Consider the following 16,881-nt stretch of genomic DNA (forward strand, 5'->3'; position numbering starts at 1 on the left):
TCGGGCAGGAAGCGCGAGGGCTCTAACGTTCCAGACGCACGGGGGCGCCGGGTGCGCTGCGGCGGACGAGCCAGGCTTCGGTGATGTGCGTGAACATCGCTTCGGCGGCGCCGTCGGGGTCGTGGGCGGCGATGCGCTCGTAGATGCGGCGATGGCCGAGGTTCGACGCCACGCACAAGGCCCGCTTGGTCCTGCCCATGTACCGGGCGGTATTGATCACCTGGCTCTCCAGCGACCGCACCACGCCCCGAGCGATGCGGTTCCCGGACGCCTGCATGATCGTGTCGTGGAAGGCGCGGTCGTGGTCGGCGTAGGTGCCGGGGTCGTCCACTAGCTGGTCCATGCGATCGACCAGCTCGCGCATCCGCTCGATGGTGTCCTCGTCCGCCACGCGGGCGGCGAGGTTGGCCATGTCGGACTCCAGGATGCGGCGCGTGACGACGAGGTCGTCGAGTATCGCCAGGCTCTCGTCCTCGGCGATGGTCGCCGCGAGGACGAGCTCGTCGAGCATGTCCCACATTGTCGGCGGAGTCACCATGGTGCCCGCCCCCTGTCGAACCTGGACGAGCCCCTTCTCCTGGAGGATCTTCACGGCCTCGCGGACGACGGTCCGGCTCACCGAGAAGGTCTCGCACAGCGCGGGCTCGGGAGGGAGCGGCGTGCCCGACGGGTGCACCCCGCGGACGATGCGCTCCACGAGTTCCGCTGTCACCGCCTTGGCCAGGCTGGCCGGTCGTCGCACCCATGCCGGTGGCACCGGGACGCTGCCGGGCGATTCCTGAGATGCCGTCATATCCCCCTCCGGTGACCCGCCGAGGGCAGCGCCACCGCGCCAGTATACGTCATGCGTATTGACGTCAGACGTCATACGAGTTACGTTTCGCGACAGACGGCCGGGGAGGCTGGCCGCCCTCTGGAGAGAGAACAGCAATGAAGCAGCGAACATTATGGTCGGTCGCCCTGATCTCGGGATTGGCTCTGGCCGGCTGCGGAAGCGCCGCACCGACGGGATCCTCCTCCGGGGCCTCGAGCTCTGGGGCCTCGAAGAGCAAGCTCGTGGTCTGGGACTGGAAGTCCGGCGACAAGAACGTGGCTTCCTACGTCGAGAAGGCCAAGGCCGACTTCGCCAAGAAGCATCCCGACGTCACCGTCGAGTTCGTGGCCCAGCCGTTCGACCAGTACTACACCCTGCTCGGCGCGGCCATCCAGTCGGGCAAGGGCCCCGACGTCATGCTCTTCAACGGAGGCGGTCAGATCCGCGACCGCGTGGACGCGCTCCTTCCGCTGGACGAGTACGTGGCCGAGGACAAGCAGCGGCTGGCGGGCTGGGACGCGTTCGGCAAGGACGGCAAGGTCTACGCCGCGCCGGTGACCTTGCAGGGCCATCCGATCTACTACAACAAGGCGCTCTACGAGAAGGCGGGGCTCGACCCGGAGAAGCCGCCCAAGACGTGGGACGAGTTGATGAGCGACTGCGCCGCCATCAAGAAGGCCGGCGCCAAGTGCTTCGCGCTCGGCAACAAGGAGGGCATCGGGATCCAGTTCTGGCTCTCGGGCCTCGGCTCGGGCATCCTCACGCCCAAGGAGTACGACGACTGGATCGCCGGCAAGCGGGACTGGGCCTCCCCCGACGTGAAGCAGGTCTTCAAGCTGTGGAAGGAGGTCAACGACAACGGTCTCAACAACGACGGAGCCAACTCGACCGCGATGTTCAACGACGCTTTCTCGGTCTTCGACGCGGGTAAGGCGGCCCACATCATCGGCCTGATGTCGGACGTGGGGCACTGGAAGGACTTCGGCGAGTTCCTGGGCGACAAGGTCGGCGTCATGCAGGCCCCGGTCGTCACCGCCGGAGCCGAACCGAGCCTTCCGTACGACGGAGGCATCGGCTACGCGGTCGCGAAGTGGACCAAGGACCCGAAGTCGGCCGCCGACCTGGTGCGGTCTCTCACGTCGACCGACGCGTTGAACGCCTTCTACACCGGGGCGGGCGCGATCGCCTCCGACACGACGATCGACGTGTCGCAGGCTCCCCCGGCCGTCAGCACCATCGTCTCGCAGCTCAAGTCCGGCAAGCCCGCCCTGCATGTCGCGCTGTCGTCCAAGACCGTGGATCTGATGGGACGACTGTCCCAGAAGGTCCTGAGCGGATCGGCGAGCGTCGATGAGGCGGTGAAGCAGCTGGCCGCTTCCGATCGGGCGGGCTGATCGCGTGCCGGTTGGACGTTCATCACCGTCGGTCCGCCCGGCTGACACCGGCCGGACCGACGAAGCAAAGTTCGAGCAGCGAGCACGCCGCGACGGTATCGGGACGCACTCGCGACGCACTTCCCGTTCGGGGACGCTGGCCGAACGCTTCGCGCCCTTGGTCCTGGTGGCACCGGCCGTACTGATCATCGTGGTGCTGCGGTTGTGGCCGCTGCTCCTGGGCGTCAACTTCTCCTTCACGGGCGACGGCGACCGCAACGGGACGGCGGTCGGCTTCGACAACTACGTCGAACTGCTCAGCGACCCGTTGTTCCGCACCGCGCTGGGGAACGTCGGGCTGCTGGTGGTGCTGCTTCCCGTGGCGGTGGCCATCCCGGGCCTGCTCGCGACGTTCATCTACCTGCGGGTGCCGGGCAATCGGGTCTACCGCAGCGTCTACTTCTTCCCGGCCGTGCTCTCGCCAGTGATCGTCGGCGCCATCTTCAACCTGATCCTCGCCTTCGACGGCCCGTTGAACACCCTGCTCGGGACGATCGGCCTCGGCCCGGTCGACTGGCTCGGCGATCCCGGCGTGGCCATGTTCACGGTCGTCGGCGTGCACATCTGGGCGACGTTCGGAATGGCCCTGGTGGTGTTCCTCGCCGGATTCTCCACCCTGGACTCCGCGCTCCTGGACGCCGCCCGGGTGGACGGCGCGTCGCTTCCCCAGACCATCTGGCATGTGATCATCCCCGGCCTGTCCCGCACCATCCAGTTCGTCTTCGTGACCACCATGATCGGGATGCTGACGTCCATGTTCGGCCTGCTCTACGTCATGACCGCCGGCGGCCCGGAGGGATCGACCTATCTGCCGGAGTTCTACATCTGGACCCAGCAGGGACAGATGAACCGTCCGGCGCTCGCCTCGGCCGCCTCGACGGTCCTGTTCCTCATCATGCTCGTGGTGGGGCTCGCGCAGATGAGCGTGCTGCGCCGCGCGGGAAGGGAGGACTGATGCCCGGCAAGCGCCTAGGCAGATGGGCGGCCGCCGTTCCGATGGCGGCTCTCGCCCTCGCGACGATCTATCCCCTGGTGTTCACCACCAACGTCGCCATGAAGACCCGGCGGGAGTACATCCTCGACCGGTTCTCCCCCGCGAGTTCCCTGCAGGTGGACAACATCTCCGCGGCGTGGAACAGCGTCGGCATGGCACGGTACTTCGCCAACTCGGTCATCGTGGTGGCGTTCTCGGTCCTGCTCCTGCTGCTCTTCGGGTCGATGGCCGGCTTCGCTCTGAGCCAGCTACGGTTCCGCGGCTCCAAGGTGCTCTTCCTGGGCTGCCTCGCGGCGCTGTTGATCCCGTTTCAGGTGATCATGGTGCCGCTCGCCCGGGTCATGGCGGACACCGGTCTCATCGACACCTATCCGGGGCTGATCCTGGCCTACGTCGCACAGTTCCTTCCGTTCACCATCTTTCTGATGACCAGCCATTACCGGACTATCCCGGCGGAGATCGTCCACGCGGCCAGGATCGACGGGAACACGACCTACGGCGTCTACCGGCGGATCATGATCCCGCTGGGTGCTCCGGCCCTGTTGTCGGTCGGCATCCTCGACACCTTGTTCTGCTGGAACGACGTGCTCATCTCTTTGGTGATGATGCCGTCGGCCGAGCATCGCACCCTCATGGTCGGGGTCACCTCGTTGCGCGGACAGTACTCCGACGACATCCCCACCTTCGCCTCAGGAGTCCTGATCGCCGCGATACCCGTCCTGCTGCTCTATCTCTTCCTCCAGCGTCAGATCGCCGACGGTGTCACCGCCGGCTCCACGAAGGGCTGACATGCGGATCTCGGGGTATCGGACTCTCACGACGGTCCAGGAATGGGGCCGCCCGGTCGGTGACGCCAACGGCGTCTTCACCGACGGCGTCGTCTCGGTGCCGATCATCATGGTGGACACCGACGAGGGGATCACCGGCGTCGGCCTCGGGCCGCACGTGGAACTCGACACCATCTTCGCCGCCATCGAAGGCCAGGACCCGCGCGGCGTGACGGCTCTGTACGACCGCATGCTGCGGCAGACCTTCAAGGCGGGCCACGCCGGCGCCGTGTTCGGAACCATCGGCGCATTCGACACCGCCCTGTGGGACATCAAGGCACAAGCGGCCGGTGAACCGCTCTGGCGCCTGCTGGGCGGCCGCGACCGGCGAGTCCCCGCCTACGCCTCGGGCCTGGACATCGGCCTGACCGACGAAGAGCTCGTCTCGACCTACCAGGTCTACGCCCAGCGCGGCCTGCGGGCGGCCAAGCTCAAGGGTGGCCTGGACATCGAACGCGACCTGCACCGTCTGACACTGGTACGGGAGGTCCTGACCGAGGCCGCGCACGGATCGCGACCGGGCCTGATGCTCGACGTGAACGAAGCCTGGACGCGCAAGCAGGCGGTCCGGCACGTCTGCGAGCTCGAGCGCACCCTGGACCTGACCTGGATCGAGGAGCCCGTCCGGCGGTGGGACGCCGAGGGCCTGGCCATCGTCGGCCGCGGAATCCGCGCCTCGGTCGCCACCGGGGAGAACCTCACCGGGCTCGAACAGTACCGCCCGCTGCTGGCCGCGGGAGCCGTCGACATCGTTCAGACGGCCGCCGTCTGGGGAGTCTCCCATTTCCTCCGGGTATCCGCATTGGCCCACGCCTACGACCTGCCGGTCAGCCCGATCGGCACCACCCCCGCAGGCCTGCTGCACGCCGCGACGTCGGTACCCAACCACATGGCCAGCGAACTGCAGGATCTACAGCCGCCACTCGGAGTGGCCCTCGACCTGCACGTCGAGGACGGCGCGTTCGTCCTCGGGAACTCCCCGGGCCTGGGCATCACGATCGACGAGGACGCGATCACGGCGTTCACCCGCCGATCGGACGCCGTGCCGGCCAACGGCCCCCACGTCCGGCCGGAGCACGCCGGCCGGCGGCTGCTGGCGGTGGCCCATCACGGTGCCGCGCACCAGCGCCGGCCCGCCCCCTGAATCGTGGACCTACGCGATCGGACGACCAAGTGACTCACACCGTTCGACGCTGACCGTCCATGCCGCATCCTGTGCCGGAAGAAGGGAACACAAGTGCGTCCGTCACTCGTGCTGCACAGACGAACATCGGCAGCGGCATTGGCCGCCTTATTGATGACAAGCGGACTGCTCATCGCGCCGGCCGCCGCCTGGGCGGAGATCCGAGGAGGTCGAGTGATCGTAGTCGCGCCCGCCGGAACGAAGAACGCCGATGACAATGGTCCGGGTAGTGCCGACCGGCCGTTGGCGACCCTGGGTGAAGCGCAACGAAGGGCGCGTGCGGCGGCAGCCGAGGGCAAGCGCGACGTCACCGTCGAGCTCCTCGACGGCACCTACCGGCTGACCTCGCCGCTGCGGTTCGACGCCGCCGACTCCGGCCGCAACGGGCACACCGTGACCTGGAAGGCAGCACGCGAAGCCAGGCCCGTGCTGAGCGGCGCCACGCCCGTCACCGGCTGGGAGCCGGACGACGCCGCGACGGGCGTCTACAAGGCCCAGGTCGGCACCGGATTCGACAGCCGGCAGCTCTACGTCGACGGGGTCCTGGCCCAGCGGGCACGGATCAAGCTGGCACGCAGCGACATCACCCTGAACGCGACCGGTTTCACCATCAACAACCCGAACCTCGCCTACCTGGCCACGCTGCCCGACCAGAAACGCATCGACTTCCAGGCCATGCTCTCGTTCACCAACCGGTTCGCGCCGGTGCAGAGCATCTCCGGCTCCACGGTCGTCATGCAGCAGCCGGCCTGGGACAACAACACCTACGGCTACGACACCGTCCAGGCTCCGTTCCGCACGCCGACCTACTCCTTGCTGAACTCCAGGAGATTCCTGGACGAGCCCGGTGAGTGGTACCTGGACCCGAGCGCCCGAACGCTCTACTACAAGCCGCTCGCCGGGCAGGATCTGTCGCGTGCGCGCGTCGAGTTGCCGCGGCTGGAGTCGCTGCTGCAGGTCGGCGGCACCTACGACGAGCCCGCCCGCAACCTGCGGTTCGAGGGCCTGACCTTCACCGGCACCACGTGGCTGCACCCCGGCACCTCCGACGGATACGCCAACCAGCAGACCGGCGTGTTCATCAGCGGCGTCCAGCCGCACCGGCCGGCCGACGCGTTCACCTCGTGCGCTTCGGGCTGCAAGGGATTCGAGGGATCACGCAACGGCTGGGCGCAGGCCGCCGCGGCGGTGCAGGTGTCGGCGGCCGACGGCGTCGGCTTCGTCGGCGACACGTTCGTGAACCTCGGTTCCATCGGTCTCGGCATCGGCAACGACGCCAATGCCCACGCCACCGGGGTGGGGCTGGGCGCGCGCAACGTCTCGGTCGTGGGGAGCACGTTCACCGCCAGCTCCGGCGGTGGCATCATGGTCGGCGGCGTACGCCCCGACGCGCACCATCCGTCCGACCCCCGCATGGTCAACAGCGACATCGAACTCCGCGACAACCGCATCTACTCGACCGCGCGCGAATACCTGGACCAGGACGCGATCTTCGCCAGCTATATCACCCGTCTGACCATCGCGCACAACTACGTCTCCGACATGCCGTACACCGGCATCGGGCTTGGGTACGGCTGGGGCGCCAATGATCCCGGAGGCAGCCCCGAGTACCTCAACCGGGGGCTCTACGACTTCCAGCCGATCTACGACACGCCGACGACCCTGAGCGACGTCCACATCGTCGGCAACCACGTGCGCAACGTCGTCCAGACGATGTTCGACGCCGGCTGTATCTACACGCTCTCGGCGATACCCCGCAGCACCATCGACGAGAACTACTGCGAGAACAGCGGACAGCTCGGCCTGTACTTCGACGAGGGCTCGCGTTACCTGAGCGCGAGCCACAACGTGTTCGTCAACACCGCCGCGCAGTGGGCGCACGCCAACAACCAGAACGGCAACCACACCGGCGACCTCACTCTGATCGAGAACTACGCGACCAACCCAGCCATCACCGGCATCGTCAACGGTCAGCGCGGCAATGTCACCCACGGCAACGTCACCATCTCCGGAGGCAACGTCCCAATAGAGGCCGCTCGGGTGATCTACAACGCGGGTCCGACCGGCCCGTATCGGGGCTCTCCTGACCCGCAGCGGCCCCCGCTCGGCGCCTACCTCACGGCCGACCCCGCCAGTGTGAGCGCCGGTGGTTCGAGCACGATCACCGCCACGGTGGAGAACATCGGCGACGGCCGGGCCGCCGATCTGAGCGCCTCGATCACCGTCCCCGAGGGCTGGCAGGCCGTCCGCACCGGCAAGCCGCTGAAGCCCGGGCTCTCCCCCGGCGCCTCGGCCACCGTGTCGTGGAAGATCACGGCGCCCGCCTCGTTCGCGACCCCGGTCAGCCGCGCGCCGGTCACGGCGTCGTTGAGCTTCCGGGCCGGCAAGACCGGGTACGCCATGAACAGGTCGGTGACGGTGACCGCGCTCAACCCGCTGACGTCCCTGAAGGGGCACGGCTCGGTGCCGAGCCAGTTCGCCGAGGCCGGAGGCGCATATGCCATCCTGACCTCCGGAACCGACATCTGGCAGGACGCCGGCGGGTCGTTCGACGAGTACGGCGCCCTCTACCAGGACAACACGGTCGCAACCACGGCCACCGTGACCGCACGGGTCACCCAGATGGACAACACCAACTCCTGGGCCAAGGCAGGTGTGGTCATCCGCAACGACCTCACCGCCACCGCCTCCTCGCCCGGGTACGCCGTCATGGTCGTCACCCCCGGCAACGGCGTCGCCTTCCAGTGGGACTCCAACGGCAACGGTTACCTCGACTCGTTCAGCGGGGGCGCGGCGATCAAACCGCCGGCCTGGGTCCGCCTCGTCCGCTCCGGCGACGAGGTCAGCGGCTACTACTCCACCAACGGCGCCGACTGGACCAAGGTCGGCCCGACCGCCACCCTGCCCGGCATCGCCGGAACCCAGGACGCGGGGCTGATCGCCACCTCGCACGCCTCCGGCGTGACAGGTCAGTTCAGCTTCAGCGACTTCAGCGTGAGCAAGTAGGGAGGGCACCTCGTGGGTGCACCGCCACAGCGGTGCACTAGCCGGCGTGGATCGAACCGATTCGCTGACGGTCTTGACATGTTTCGTGGTGGTTTCCACACTGAGTCTCCAAGGCGGCTTCCTCCTGCCGGAGTCGGTGGTGAGCGGCAGGAGCTCCCGGCTGTGACGCGGTCCGGCGACAAGCTGGTCGTGGCACGCCCGGGTCTCCCACATCTCTCATCGATCTAGCACTGGAGGCTTCGGCATGGGCGCGAACGCCATACCCCTGGGCAGAGCCAGGCGACCATTCAGCCGGCTGGTCGTCGCCGCGCAGCTGGTGATTCTGGCGATGTCGGCCGGATGGGCTGTCGCGGACGCCGCGACGGCCGCCGCGGCGGAGCCAACCAACGCTGGACCCGCCCCTGACCAATTCCCCCTGCTGACCTGAGTCCTATGGCCGGACATGTGATGTCTCTCGATCTTTTGCTCGTGGATGTGGAGCACGTCTGTGCGAAAATGCGAGTCGCGCAAGGAAGAATGCCTGCTTTTCGGGATTCCATGGATAGGTCCGATATTTATGTCAATCGACCTATAAAGGGACATCCCATGTCCGATGAATACTTGAGGTCACACAAGCCCTGCGACGGCGGTCGCGACGATCAAGAAGGAGAGCCGATGAAACGTAGGAAGGGTGAGGAGCACAGATGCCAGATTTGACGGTGCCCCCGCCGACGAACCAGGCTTTGACTCGGATCAACACCACGGTCGCGCACCCGGCCCGGATATACGACTACCTGCTGGGCGGCAAGGACAACTACGCGGCTGACCGTGAGGCTGCCGAGCAACTCGTCAAGGTCTCGCCGGGCACACGTGCCGGTGTCCGGGCCCACCGCGCCTTCCTCCGCCGGGCAGTGCACCACCTCGCCGCCGAGGCCGGAATCGACCAGTTCCTCGACATCGGCACCGGCATCCCCACCCAGGGCAACACCCACCAGGTCGCACAGAAGGCCAACCCCAAGGCTCGGGTGGTCTACGTGGACAACGACCCGATCGTCCTGCTCCACGGCCGCGCCCTCCTGACCGGCAGCCCCACCGGGACGACCAGGGTGATCGAGGCCGATCTCCGGCAGCCGGAGATGATCCTCTCCGACCCCGACGTCCAGAAAGTGATCGACTTCAGCCGTCCGGTGGCCGTCATCATGGCGGGCGTCTTGCACTTCATCACCGACGAAGAGGACCCCTACGGAATCGTCGAGCAGTTCAAGGCCGCCGTTCCGTCGGGCAGCCACCTGCTGCTGTCGCACATCACGCTCGACTTCGCCCCCCAGGTACGCAAGGAGGACTTCACCAAGCCCTATGACAACAGCACCGCGCCCATGGTGCCCCGCACGCACGCCGAGGTGGTGCGGCTCTGCCAGGGCTGGCAGATGATCGATCCGGGCATGGTCGAGGTGGTGCGATGGCGGCCGGACGAGGTGCAGGACGCGATTCCAGGTGACCGTCACGCCTGGGCGTACGGCGGCGTCGCCATCAAGCCCTGACTGGAAGACCAAGGCTTGACGGACTCCGATATCTTCCAAACATCGGGTGATATCTCAGAGAAAACCTCGAACCCCGAAAGGGAGCTTACCAAGTAGCTGCTCAGAACAGTCTCCAGGGGTCAGTTCACCCAGACGCCACCATAAAAGGTCGGGTCTATCGGCACTGAATCGAGCTCCGCTGCCAGGCCTCGCCACCGCCGGTTCCGGCTAGGACGTCTATCGACCCCTCGGTTCCGCATGTCCGGGAGGACATATGCAGCTCCACCGAGACCCGCGCACCGTGACGCACGCGGCCGACCGCATCGGACCGCCGGTCACACAATCCCGTCAGTCTCTCCGGCGCGACCTCCTCACTGCGGTCACCGCCCGCGTATCTGCTCGAAAGGAGCTCCCTTCATGAGCCGGCGTGGAAGAACCAAGGCGCGCCTTGTCTCGACTCTTGTGGTCGCGCTGCTGACGGCCACGATGTCGCTGATCGGCGTCTCGTCAGCGCAGGCGGCTGTCGGGATCACCATCAACGGCGGCTCCGGCGGCCGTACCTTCGACGGCGTCGGCGGCGGCGGCACCAGCGGCGTGCTGCGCGGCCAAGCCTCCAGCCGCTGCATCGACGTGCCCAGCCAGACCCAGACCAACGGCACCCAGGTGACGCTGTGGGACTGCAACGGCGGCGCCAACCAGCAGTGGACGCTCACCTCGGCCAAGCAGCTCCAGGTGTACGGCAGCAAGTGCCTGGACGCCGAGAGCGGAGGGACCAGAGCGATCATCTGGGACTGCAACGGGCAGCCCAACCAGCAGTGGAACCTCAACGTCGACGGTTCGGTGACCAGCGTCCAGTCCGGCCTGTGCCCGGACGCCAACGGGGCCGGCACCGCCAACGGCACCCCCATCGTCCTTTGGACGTGCAACGGCGGGACCAACCAGAAGTGGTCCCGTAGCTGAGACTAAGAGCCGGTCACCGGCCTCGCGGCCATCGCCGCCGAGGCCGGTGACTCGCCGCGGTGACGCTCGTCCGGACCTCTGTGGCCACACCGGGAGTCAGCGCTCGGGCGCCGCTACTCTGATGGCCACCGCTGAGGAGGCTGACATGGGCGTCATCGAGACCGCGATCGAGACCATCAAGCAGATGATCCTTGATGGCGAGCTTCGTCCAGGACAACAGCTTCCGGTCGAGAAGGACCTGGCGGAACAGCTGGGCGTCGCTCGTAACACGCTGCGCGAGGCCGTGCGCGCGCTGATCGCCATGAGGATCCTGCAGACGCGCCAGGGCGACGGCACCTACGTGACGAGCCTCTCCCCCGGTTTGCTGCTCGACGGCATGAGCTTCGCCGCCGAGCTCCACCGGGAGGTCGGGGCCGGGGAGTTCATGCACGTGCGCCGGATCCTGGAGCCGGAGGCGACGGCGCTCGCGGCCGCACGCATTTCCGACGCCGACCTGGCGCGGCTCGGCGACCTGCTCGACGAGGCCGAACGGCTCGCCGCCGAGAGCACGATCGACCACGGCAAGTTGGTCGCCCTCGACCAGGACTTCCACTGCCTGATCGTTTCCCACTGCGGTAACGCCGTGCTCGCCGCCGTCGTCGAGAACATGTTCGGCCCCACCGTACGGGCCAGGATCTGGCGGGGCATGAGCGACCCCGAGGCGGTCCAGCGCACCCTGAGAGAGCACCGCGCCATCCATCGGGCTCTGCTGGCGCGGGACGCCGAACGGGCCCGCCTGCACGCCGCCATACACGTCCTCGGCGTCGAGGACAGCCTCGCAAGCTTGCGCCTCGACGGCGCGTCCCATGTTTGAGCACGTCGAGCCGAACGTCTCCTGCACGGGAGCACCGCCGAGACCAGGCTGCGGATGAATCCCGGGAGTTCGTCCGAGAAGGACAGGACCGCTCCACCGCTCGCGGTTCGAGGAGAGGAGATTCCGAACCGATTCGTTGTCAGCGAGAACAATCGGTCGGACGTGGTGCGGCCGGATCCCGTCACCGGCCATGGAGGGGGGTTCTCCCGTACCGGCACGGCCCGGAATCCGGCGCGGGGCGTCCGGGAGGGACACACATGGCCGGACATCCGGTGCCTGCCTGAGGGGTGACGGGTCCATCCGGTACCCGCCTCCGGTGCGATGAGTCGGACCCGTCGCGCCGAAGGCCCCCTCATAAGGCACCCCTCGCCGGGAAGGTGGCGAGGTCGGCCCACCGCCCCGAGCCCGTCTTCAGCCGGATACCGAGGGCGAGAATGTGAACGCTAACATTCGATCTTCGGGTTCAGCGCCCCTCTCCGTCGTCGGCTTGGCGGTGGTGGTGTTGCAGCGGAGCAAACACGACGCGGCGAGGTTCCGTCAAGGGTCCGCGCCGCGGGTTCGCCGGCGACGGCAGATCGCCCCCACTCTGATCAGGGGTATCGCGCGCGCGTCCGGTGCGGTGTGATGCAACTTTCATCCAGCCGCGACACGACGCGGCCGAGCCGCCACTCGCAGGATGAGGTGCGCGATGGGTTTCCCATCAGCGCGAGAGGCTCACCGGACACCCGATCACCCGATCGAACCGATTCGTCAGTGGTCTTGACATGTTACGCCGAGGTTTCCACACTGAATCCCCAAGGCGGCCATCTCCTGCCGGGGCCGGTGGTGGGTGGCAGGGGCCGCCGTCGGTGACACCAGTGGTGCCGCGGTGTTGCCACGGTGCGGCGATGGGCCGGCCCCGTCGGTCGCTCAGGTGTTCCTTGCGTGTTCCCCTTTCCCACCAGATCCCATCGACGCATGGAGGCGGCGGCGCAGAGCGGCCGGTCAACGAGGCCTTCGCCGACGGCGGCGACCTGATCATCTGGGACTGCAACGGGCAGCCCAACCAGCAGTGGCGGTTCAACGCCGACGGCACCATCACCGCGGTCGGCGCCAACAAGTGCCTGGACGTGCCGGACAACGCCACCACCAACGGCACCAAGCTGGCCGTCTGGTCGTGCAACGGCGGAACCAACCAGCGCTGGACCCACACCTGAATACACGGCGGCAAGCCGACCGGTCCACCTCAGAAGGAGAAACAATGCGGCCTTCATCCGATCCGATACCAGGCTGTACAGCTCGTGGAGGGCGCTCGCCGGCTCGCATCGCCGCCTGTGTGGCGGCAGTGCTGACCACGGTGCTGGCGATCACGTTGACCTGGACGCTACCGGCGTCGGCGGCGGCGGCGCTGGTCAGCGCGGCGTCGGGGCGGTGTCTCGACGTCAAGGGCGACGCCGGCGCGCCGGGCACCGCGCTGGACATCTGGGACTGCAGCGGCCAGGCCAACCAGGCGTTCGAGTTCACCTCCGCGGGTGAGCTGCGGACGTTCAACGGCACGCGATGCGTGGACGCGTACGGCAACCAGACCTCGCCCGGCACGCAGGTGATCATCTGGTCGTGCAACGGACAGGCCAACCAGAAGTGGCGGCAGAACGCCGACGGCTCCATCACCGGCACGCAGTCGGGCCTGTGCCTGGACGTCAACCAGGCCGGCACCGCCAACGGCACCCCCGTCATCCTGTGGACCTGCAACGGACAGGCCAACCAGAAGTGGAGCTCGTCGACGTCGCCGACGCCCACACCCACGCCCCCGCCGCCCGGCGCGCGCCCGTGTGACATCTACGCTTCGGGCGGTACGCCGTGCGTGGCCGCGCACAGCACGACGCGGGCGCTCTACGGTTCCTACAGCGGGAACCTGTACCAGGTCAGGCGCTCATCGGACAACACGACCAGGAACATCGGCGTGCCGGCCGCGGGCGGCTCCGCCAACGCCGCGGCCCAGGACTCCTTCTGCGCCGGCACCTCGTGCGTCATCACGGTCGTCTACGACCAGTCCGGCAGAGGCAACGACCTGTGGTACCAGGGATCGGGCGTGGTCCCCGGCTCGCCCCAGAGCAGGCCCGCGACCGCGACGTCGGAGTCGCTGACGGTCAGCGGGAACAAGGCCTACTCGCTGTACATCAACCCCGGTAACAGCTACTGGAGGGACGGCCACCTGACCGGCGTCCCGACCGGCACCGCGCCCGAAGGCATGTACATGGTGACCAGCGGAACGCACGTCAACGGCGGCTGCTGCTTCGACTACGGCAACAGCGAGACGACCCGCAAAGCCGACGCCGCCGGGGCCATGGACGCGATCAACTTCAGCACCCAGTGCTGGTTCGGCGGCTGCTCCGGCACCGGCCCCTGGGTCCAGGCCGATCTCGAATGGGGGCTGTTCCCCGGCGGCAGCCAGAGCTGGAACCCCAACCAGCGGGCCTTCCCCCACAAGTTCGTCACCGCGACGCTGAAGAACAACGGCACGACCAGGTTCGCGATCAAGGGAAGCAACGCCCAGTCCGGCGGCCTGTACACCCTCTACGACGGAGCGCTTCCCCCGGGATACAACCCCATGAAGAAGCAGGGCGCCATCATCCTGGGCAGCGGTGGTGACTGCTGCAAGCCGGACGGCGGCGCCAACCTCAGCGCGGGCACCTTCTACGAAGGAGCCATGGTCGCGGGCTACCCGTCCGACGCCACCGAGAACGCGGTGCAGGCCAACATCATCGCCGCCGGCTACCGCTGACCTCCCGGCCCGCTCCCCCACCACGCGGGCGGCGCGAACGCCGGGGGCCCCGGCCCTGCCCGGCCCGGCGCCCCGGCCGCGGGGGCGCGGAGAAACACGCCCGGGCAACCGCGCCTTCACGTCCATGACACGCCATTGACATCACTTGTGGCCGAGACCTAGGCTGCGTTCGAATCGATTCGACGCAGGACATCCTGGGATGAAACGCCTCCCGCTCATGGAGCCGAGCCGCTCACATGGGCGCACAGCACCCCCTAGTGAAGGAGTCCGAGATGAACGTCGGCGACATCGTCCGCCGAGCCCGCCTGTGGCGTGCCACACCACCGCTACCGGCGCCTCCCGTCCACTCGTCCCACCCCCCCGTGGCCGAGGAGTCACATGCCGACGCCACTCCCGGCAGGCGGCGCGGAAGCCGCCGCGGGATCGCCGCCTTCCTCGCCGTCGCCGCGCTGGTCGCCGGACCCATCGTGACGGCCGCCACGCCGGCCCAGGCCGCGGACCAGTCCATCACCGTCGACTTCTCCGCCGGCGGCGGCTCTCCGACCTACCGGGCCTCCGGTTGGATCTACGGCATGACCGAGGACGCGTCGGGCCCGCCGGACCACTTCTTCACCGACGTGAAGTTCCGGTACATGCGGGCCGGTGGGGCACAGCTCGACAGCCCGGGCGGCTGGGTGTCGGGCAAGTACGACCGCCGGTGGAACGCCACCCGCGCCCAACTCCTCCGCACCCGGTCGCTGGGTGGGGAGTTCGTCCTGCTCGTCCACGACCTGTGGGGCGCCGACGGCTACCCGATCTCGCGCTTCCCCGGCGACAACGGCGACTGGACCGACTACGACAACTTCCTCACCCGCCTGATCAACGACGTGCGGGCGACGGGCGCCCCGGTGCAGTGGGACCTGTGGAACGAGCCCAACATCACGCTGTTCTGGAACCGCCCCCAGTCCCAGTACCTCGAGATGTGGAAGCGCGCCTACCAGCGCATCAGGGCCGCGTTCCCGTCGCAGCTCATCGTCGGGCCGAGCTGCGCGTGCGTGCCCTCCACCACCCACGCGTTCTGGAACCAGTACCTGGACTACGTCAAGGCCAACAACGTGGTGCCCGACATCATCAGCTGGCACTCCCTTCCCGGCGACCCGGTGGCCAACGTGGCGGCGGCCGACACCACGTTGAACTCCCGCGGCATCCCGCACGCGCGCCCGTACCAGATCAACGAGTACGGGGCGTCCAACGAGCAGAACCCCGCCGACGGATCCTGGTACATCGCACGCCTGGAAAGGGCCGGCGCCGACGGCCTGCGCGCCAACTGGGCGGGCGGAGGAAACCTGCACAACGACCTCGGCAACCTGCTCATCCGCAACTCCTCCGGCCAGTACCAGCCGAAGGGCGAATGGTGGGCCTATCGCTTCTACGGCTCGCAGACCGGCCAGATCGCCTCCGTCACCCCCAGCGCCAACTACGACGCCTTCGCCACCAAGGCAGCCGGCACGGCCAAGATCCTCGTCGGCGGCGGCACCACGACCGGCAACATCGCCGTCAACCTGCGGCGCCTGGACACCACGAGCGGCATCGTCCAGAACAACCAGGTGAGAGTCCTCGCCGAGCGCATCCCCTACAACGGCGGCGGCGCCGTCACGGGCCCGGTCACCGTCCAGAACTCCGTGGTGACCCTGTCCAGCAACGGCACGACGGTCAACCTGCCGCACACCGCCATCGACGACTCCTACACCATCACGCTGCTGCCCCCGTCCTCCGACCCCGGCAACGGGTCGACGTCGGTGTTCCGCAACGTCAACGCCGGCCGGTGCCTGGACGTCCCGAACGCGACCACCACCAACGGCACCCAGCTCCAGCTCTGGGACTGCGGCACCGGCAACAACCAGCAGTGGACCCTGACCTCCTCCAAGCAACTGCAGGTATACGGCAACAAGTGCCTGGACGCCAACGGGCAGGGCACCACCAACGGCACCCAGGTGATCATCTGGGACTGCAACGGCCAGACCAACCAGCAGTGGAACGTCAACGGCGACGGCACCATCACCGGTGTGCAGTCCGGCCTGTGCGTCGAGGCGAGCAACTTCGGGACCGGGAACGGAACCAAGGTGCAGCTGTGGTCCTGCACCGGCACGAGCAGCCAGAAATGGACCAGGAGCTGACCCGGTGACCCGGTGACCCACGAGGATCACTAGGGCCCGCACGGAGTCCTGTTCTTGGACGGGCCGCGGCTGGATGCACAAGACGACCCCGCACATCCGGAGACGCGGTCCGACGGAAGGAGGAATCAAGCCCCTCGCAAGCCTGAGAAGGGCGCTCGCGGCCGGTGCGAGCGCGTTGATCGCCACCGCCGCCTGCCTGGTCGGCGGCGGTGCCGCCCAGGCCGCGGCGTCACTGCCGTGTGACATCTACGCCGCGGGCGGCACGCCGTGTGTGGCGGCGCACAGCACCACCCGAGCGCTGTACGGCACCTACAACGGCCCGCTGTACCCGCGCCGGCCTGTGCGGCGGCGACGACGGCCGTGAAAGGCCCGGCGGCGAGATCCTTCTCACC

13 protein-coding genes are annotated in these 16,881 nt (G+C 67.9%); 12 read left to right on the forward strand and 1 reads right to left on the reverse strand.

Annotated elements, in window-relative coordinates:
• Positions 1-22 precede the first annotated feature (22 nt).
• On the reverse strand, positions 23-793 hold the full coding sequence (locus tag MYF83_RS28720; RefSeq protein WP_248963854.1) for a FadR/GntR family transcriptional regulator: 771 nt from the start codon (positions 791-793) through the stop codon (positions 23-25).
• A gap of 263 nt (positions 794-1,056) precedes the next feature.
• On the opposite strand from MYF83_RS28720, the gene MYF83_RS28725 reads away from it, so the two are divergent.
• From MYF83_RS28725 to MYF83_RS28780, 12 genes are all read left to right on the forward strand, one after another.
• Complete coding sequence (locus tag MYF83_RS28725) at positions 1,057-2,208, forward strand: ABC transporter substrate-binding protein (RefSeq protein WP_248963855.1); 1,152 nt, start codon at positions 1,057-1,059, stop codon at positions 2,206-2,208.
• A gap of 166 nt (positions 2,209-2,374) precedes the next feature.
• The gene (locus MYF83_RS28730) at positions 2,375-3,202 is read left to right on the forward strand and encodes a carbohydrate ABC transporter permease (protein ID WP_248963885.1); all 828 of its coding nucleotides are present in this window, start codon (positions 2,375-2,377) and stop codon (positions 3,200-3,202) included.
• A complete protein-coding gene (locus MYF83_RS28735) occupies positions 3,202-4,029 on the forward strand; it encodes a carbohydrate ABC transporter permease (protein ID WP_248963856.1) in 828 nt (275 codons plus the stop codon). The genes MYF83_RS28730 and MYF83_RS28735 overlap by 1 nt, the downstream gene beginning before the upstream one ends.
• Position 4,030: 1 nt before the next feature.
• Positions 4,031-5,212, forward strand: a complete 1,182-nt coding sequence (locus tag MYF83_RS28740) for a mandelate racemase/muconate lactonizing enzyme family protein (protein WP_248963857.1) — start codon at positions 4,031-4,033, stop codon at positions 5,210-5,212.
• A gap of 213 nt (positions 5,213-5,425) precedes the next feature.
• Positions 5,426-8,257 (forward strand): NEW3 domain-containing protein, encoded by a 2,832-nt coding sequence (locus MYF83_RS43930; protein WP_248963858.1) that lies wholly within the window; start codon positions 5,426-5,428, stop codon positions 8,255-8,257.
• 683 nt (positions 8,258-8,940) lie between these two features.
• Positions 8,941-9,777, forward strand: coding sequence for an SAM-dependent methyltransferase (locus tag MYF83_RS28750; RefSeq protein WP_248963859.1), 837 nt, complete (start codon positions 8,941-8,943; stop codon positions 9,775-9,777).
• A 396-nt stretch (positions 9,778-10,173) separates the two neighbouring features.
• A complete protein-coding gene (locus MYF83_RS28755; protein ID WP_248963860.1) occupies positions 10,174-10,716 on the forward strand; it encodes an RICIN domain-containing protein in 543 nt (180 codons plus the stop codon).
• Between the two features lie 145 nt (positions 10,717-10,861).
• Positions 10,862-11,569, forward strand: coding sequence for a FadR/GntR family transcriptional regulator (locus MYF83_RS28760; protein ID WP_248963861.1), 708 nt, complete (start codon positions 10,862-10,864; stop codon positions 11,567-11,569).
• Between the two features lie 920 nt (positions 11,570-12,489).
• Positions 12,490-12,765 (forward strand): RICIN domain-containing protein, encoded by a 276-nt coding sequence (locus MYF83_RS28765; protein ID WP_248963862.1) that lies wholly within the window; start codon positions 12,490-12,492, stop codon positions 12,763-12,765.
• 128 nt (positions 12,766-12,893) lie between these two features.
• Positions 12,894-14,333, forward strand: coding sequence for a lectin (locus tag MYF83_RS28770; RefSeq protein WP_248963863.1), 1,440 nt, complete (start codon positions 12,894-12,896; stop codon positions 14,331-14,333).
• A 272-nt stretch (positions 14,334-14,605) separates the two neighbouring features.
• Positions 14,606-16,489, forward strand: coding sequence for an RICIN domain-containing protein (locus MYF83_RS28775; RefSeq protein WP_248963864.1), 1,884 nt, complete (start codon positions 14,606-14,608; stop codon positions 16,487-16,489).
• 175 nt (positions 16,490-16,664) lie between these two features.
• Positions 16,665-16,853: an arabinofuranosidase catalytic domain-containing protein gene (locus tag MYF83_RS28780; RefSeq protein WP_248963865.1), complete on the forward strand. Its 189-nt coding sequence runs from the start codon at positions 16,665-16,667 to the stop codon at positions 16,851-16,853.
• Positions 16,854-16,881 lie beyond the last annotated feature (28 nt).

Origin of the sequence: Sphaerisporangium perillae, from assembly GCF_023276435.1 — a bacterium.
GTDB classification, from domain to species: domain Bacteria; phylum Actinomycetota; class Actinomycetes; order Streptosporangiales; family Streptosporangiaceae; genus Sphaerisporangium; species Sphaerisporangium perillae.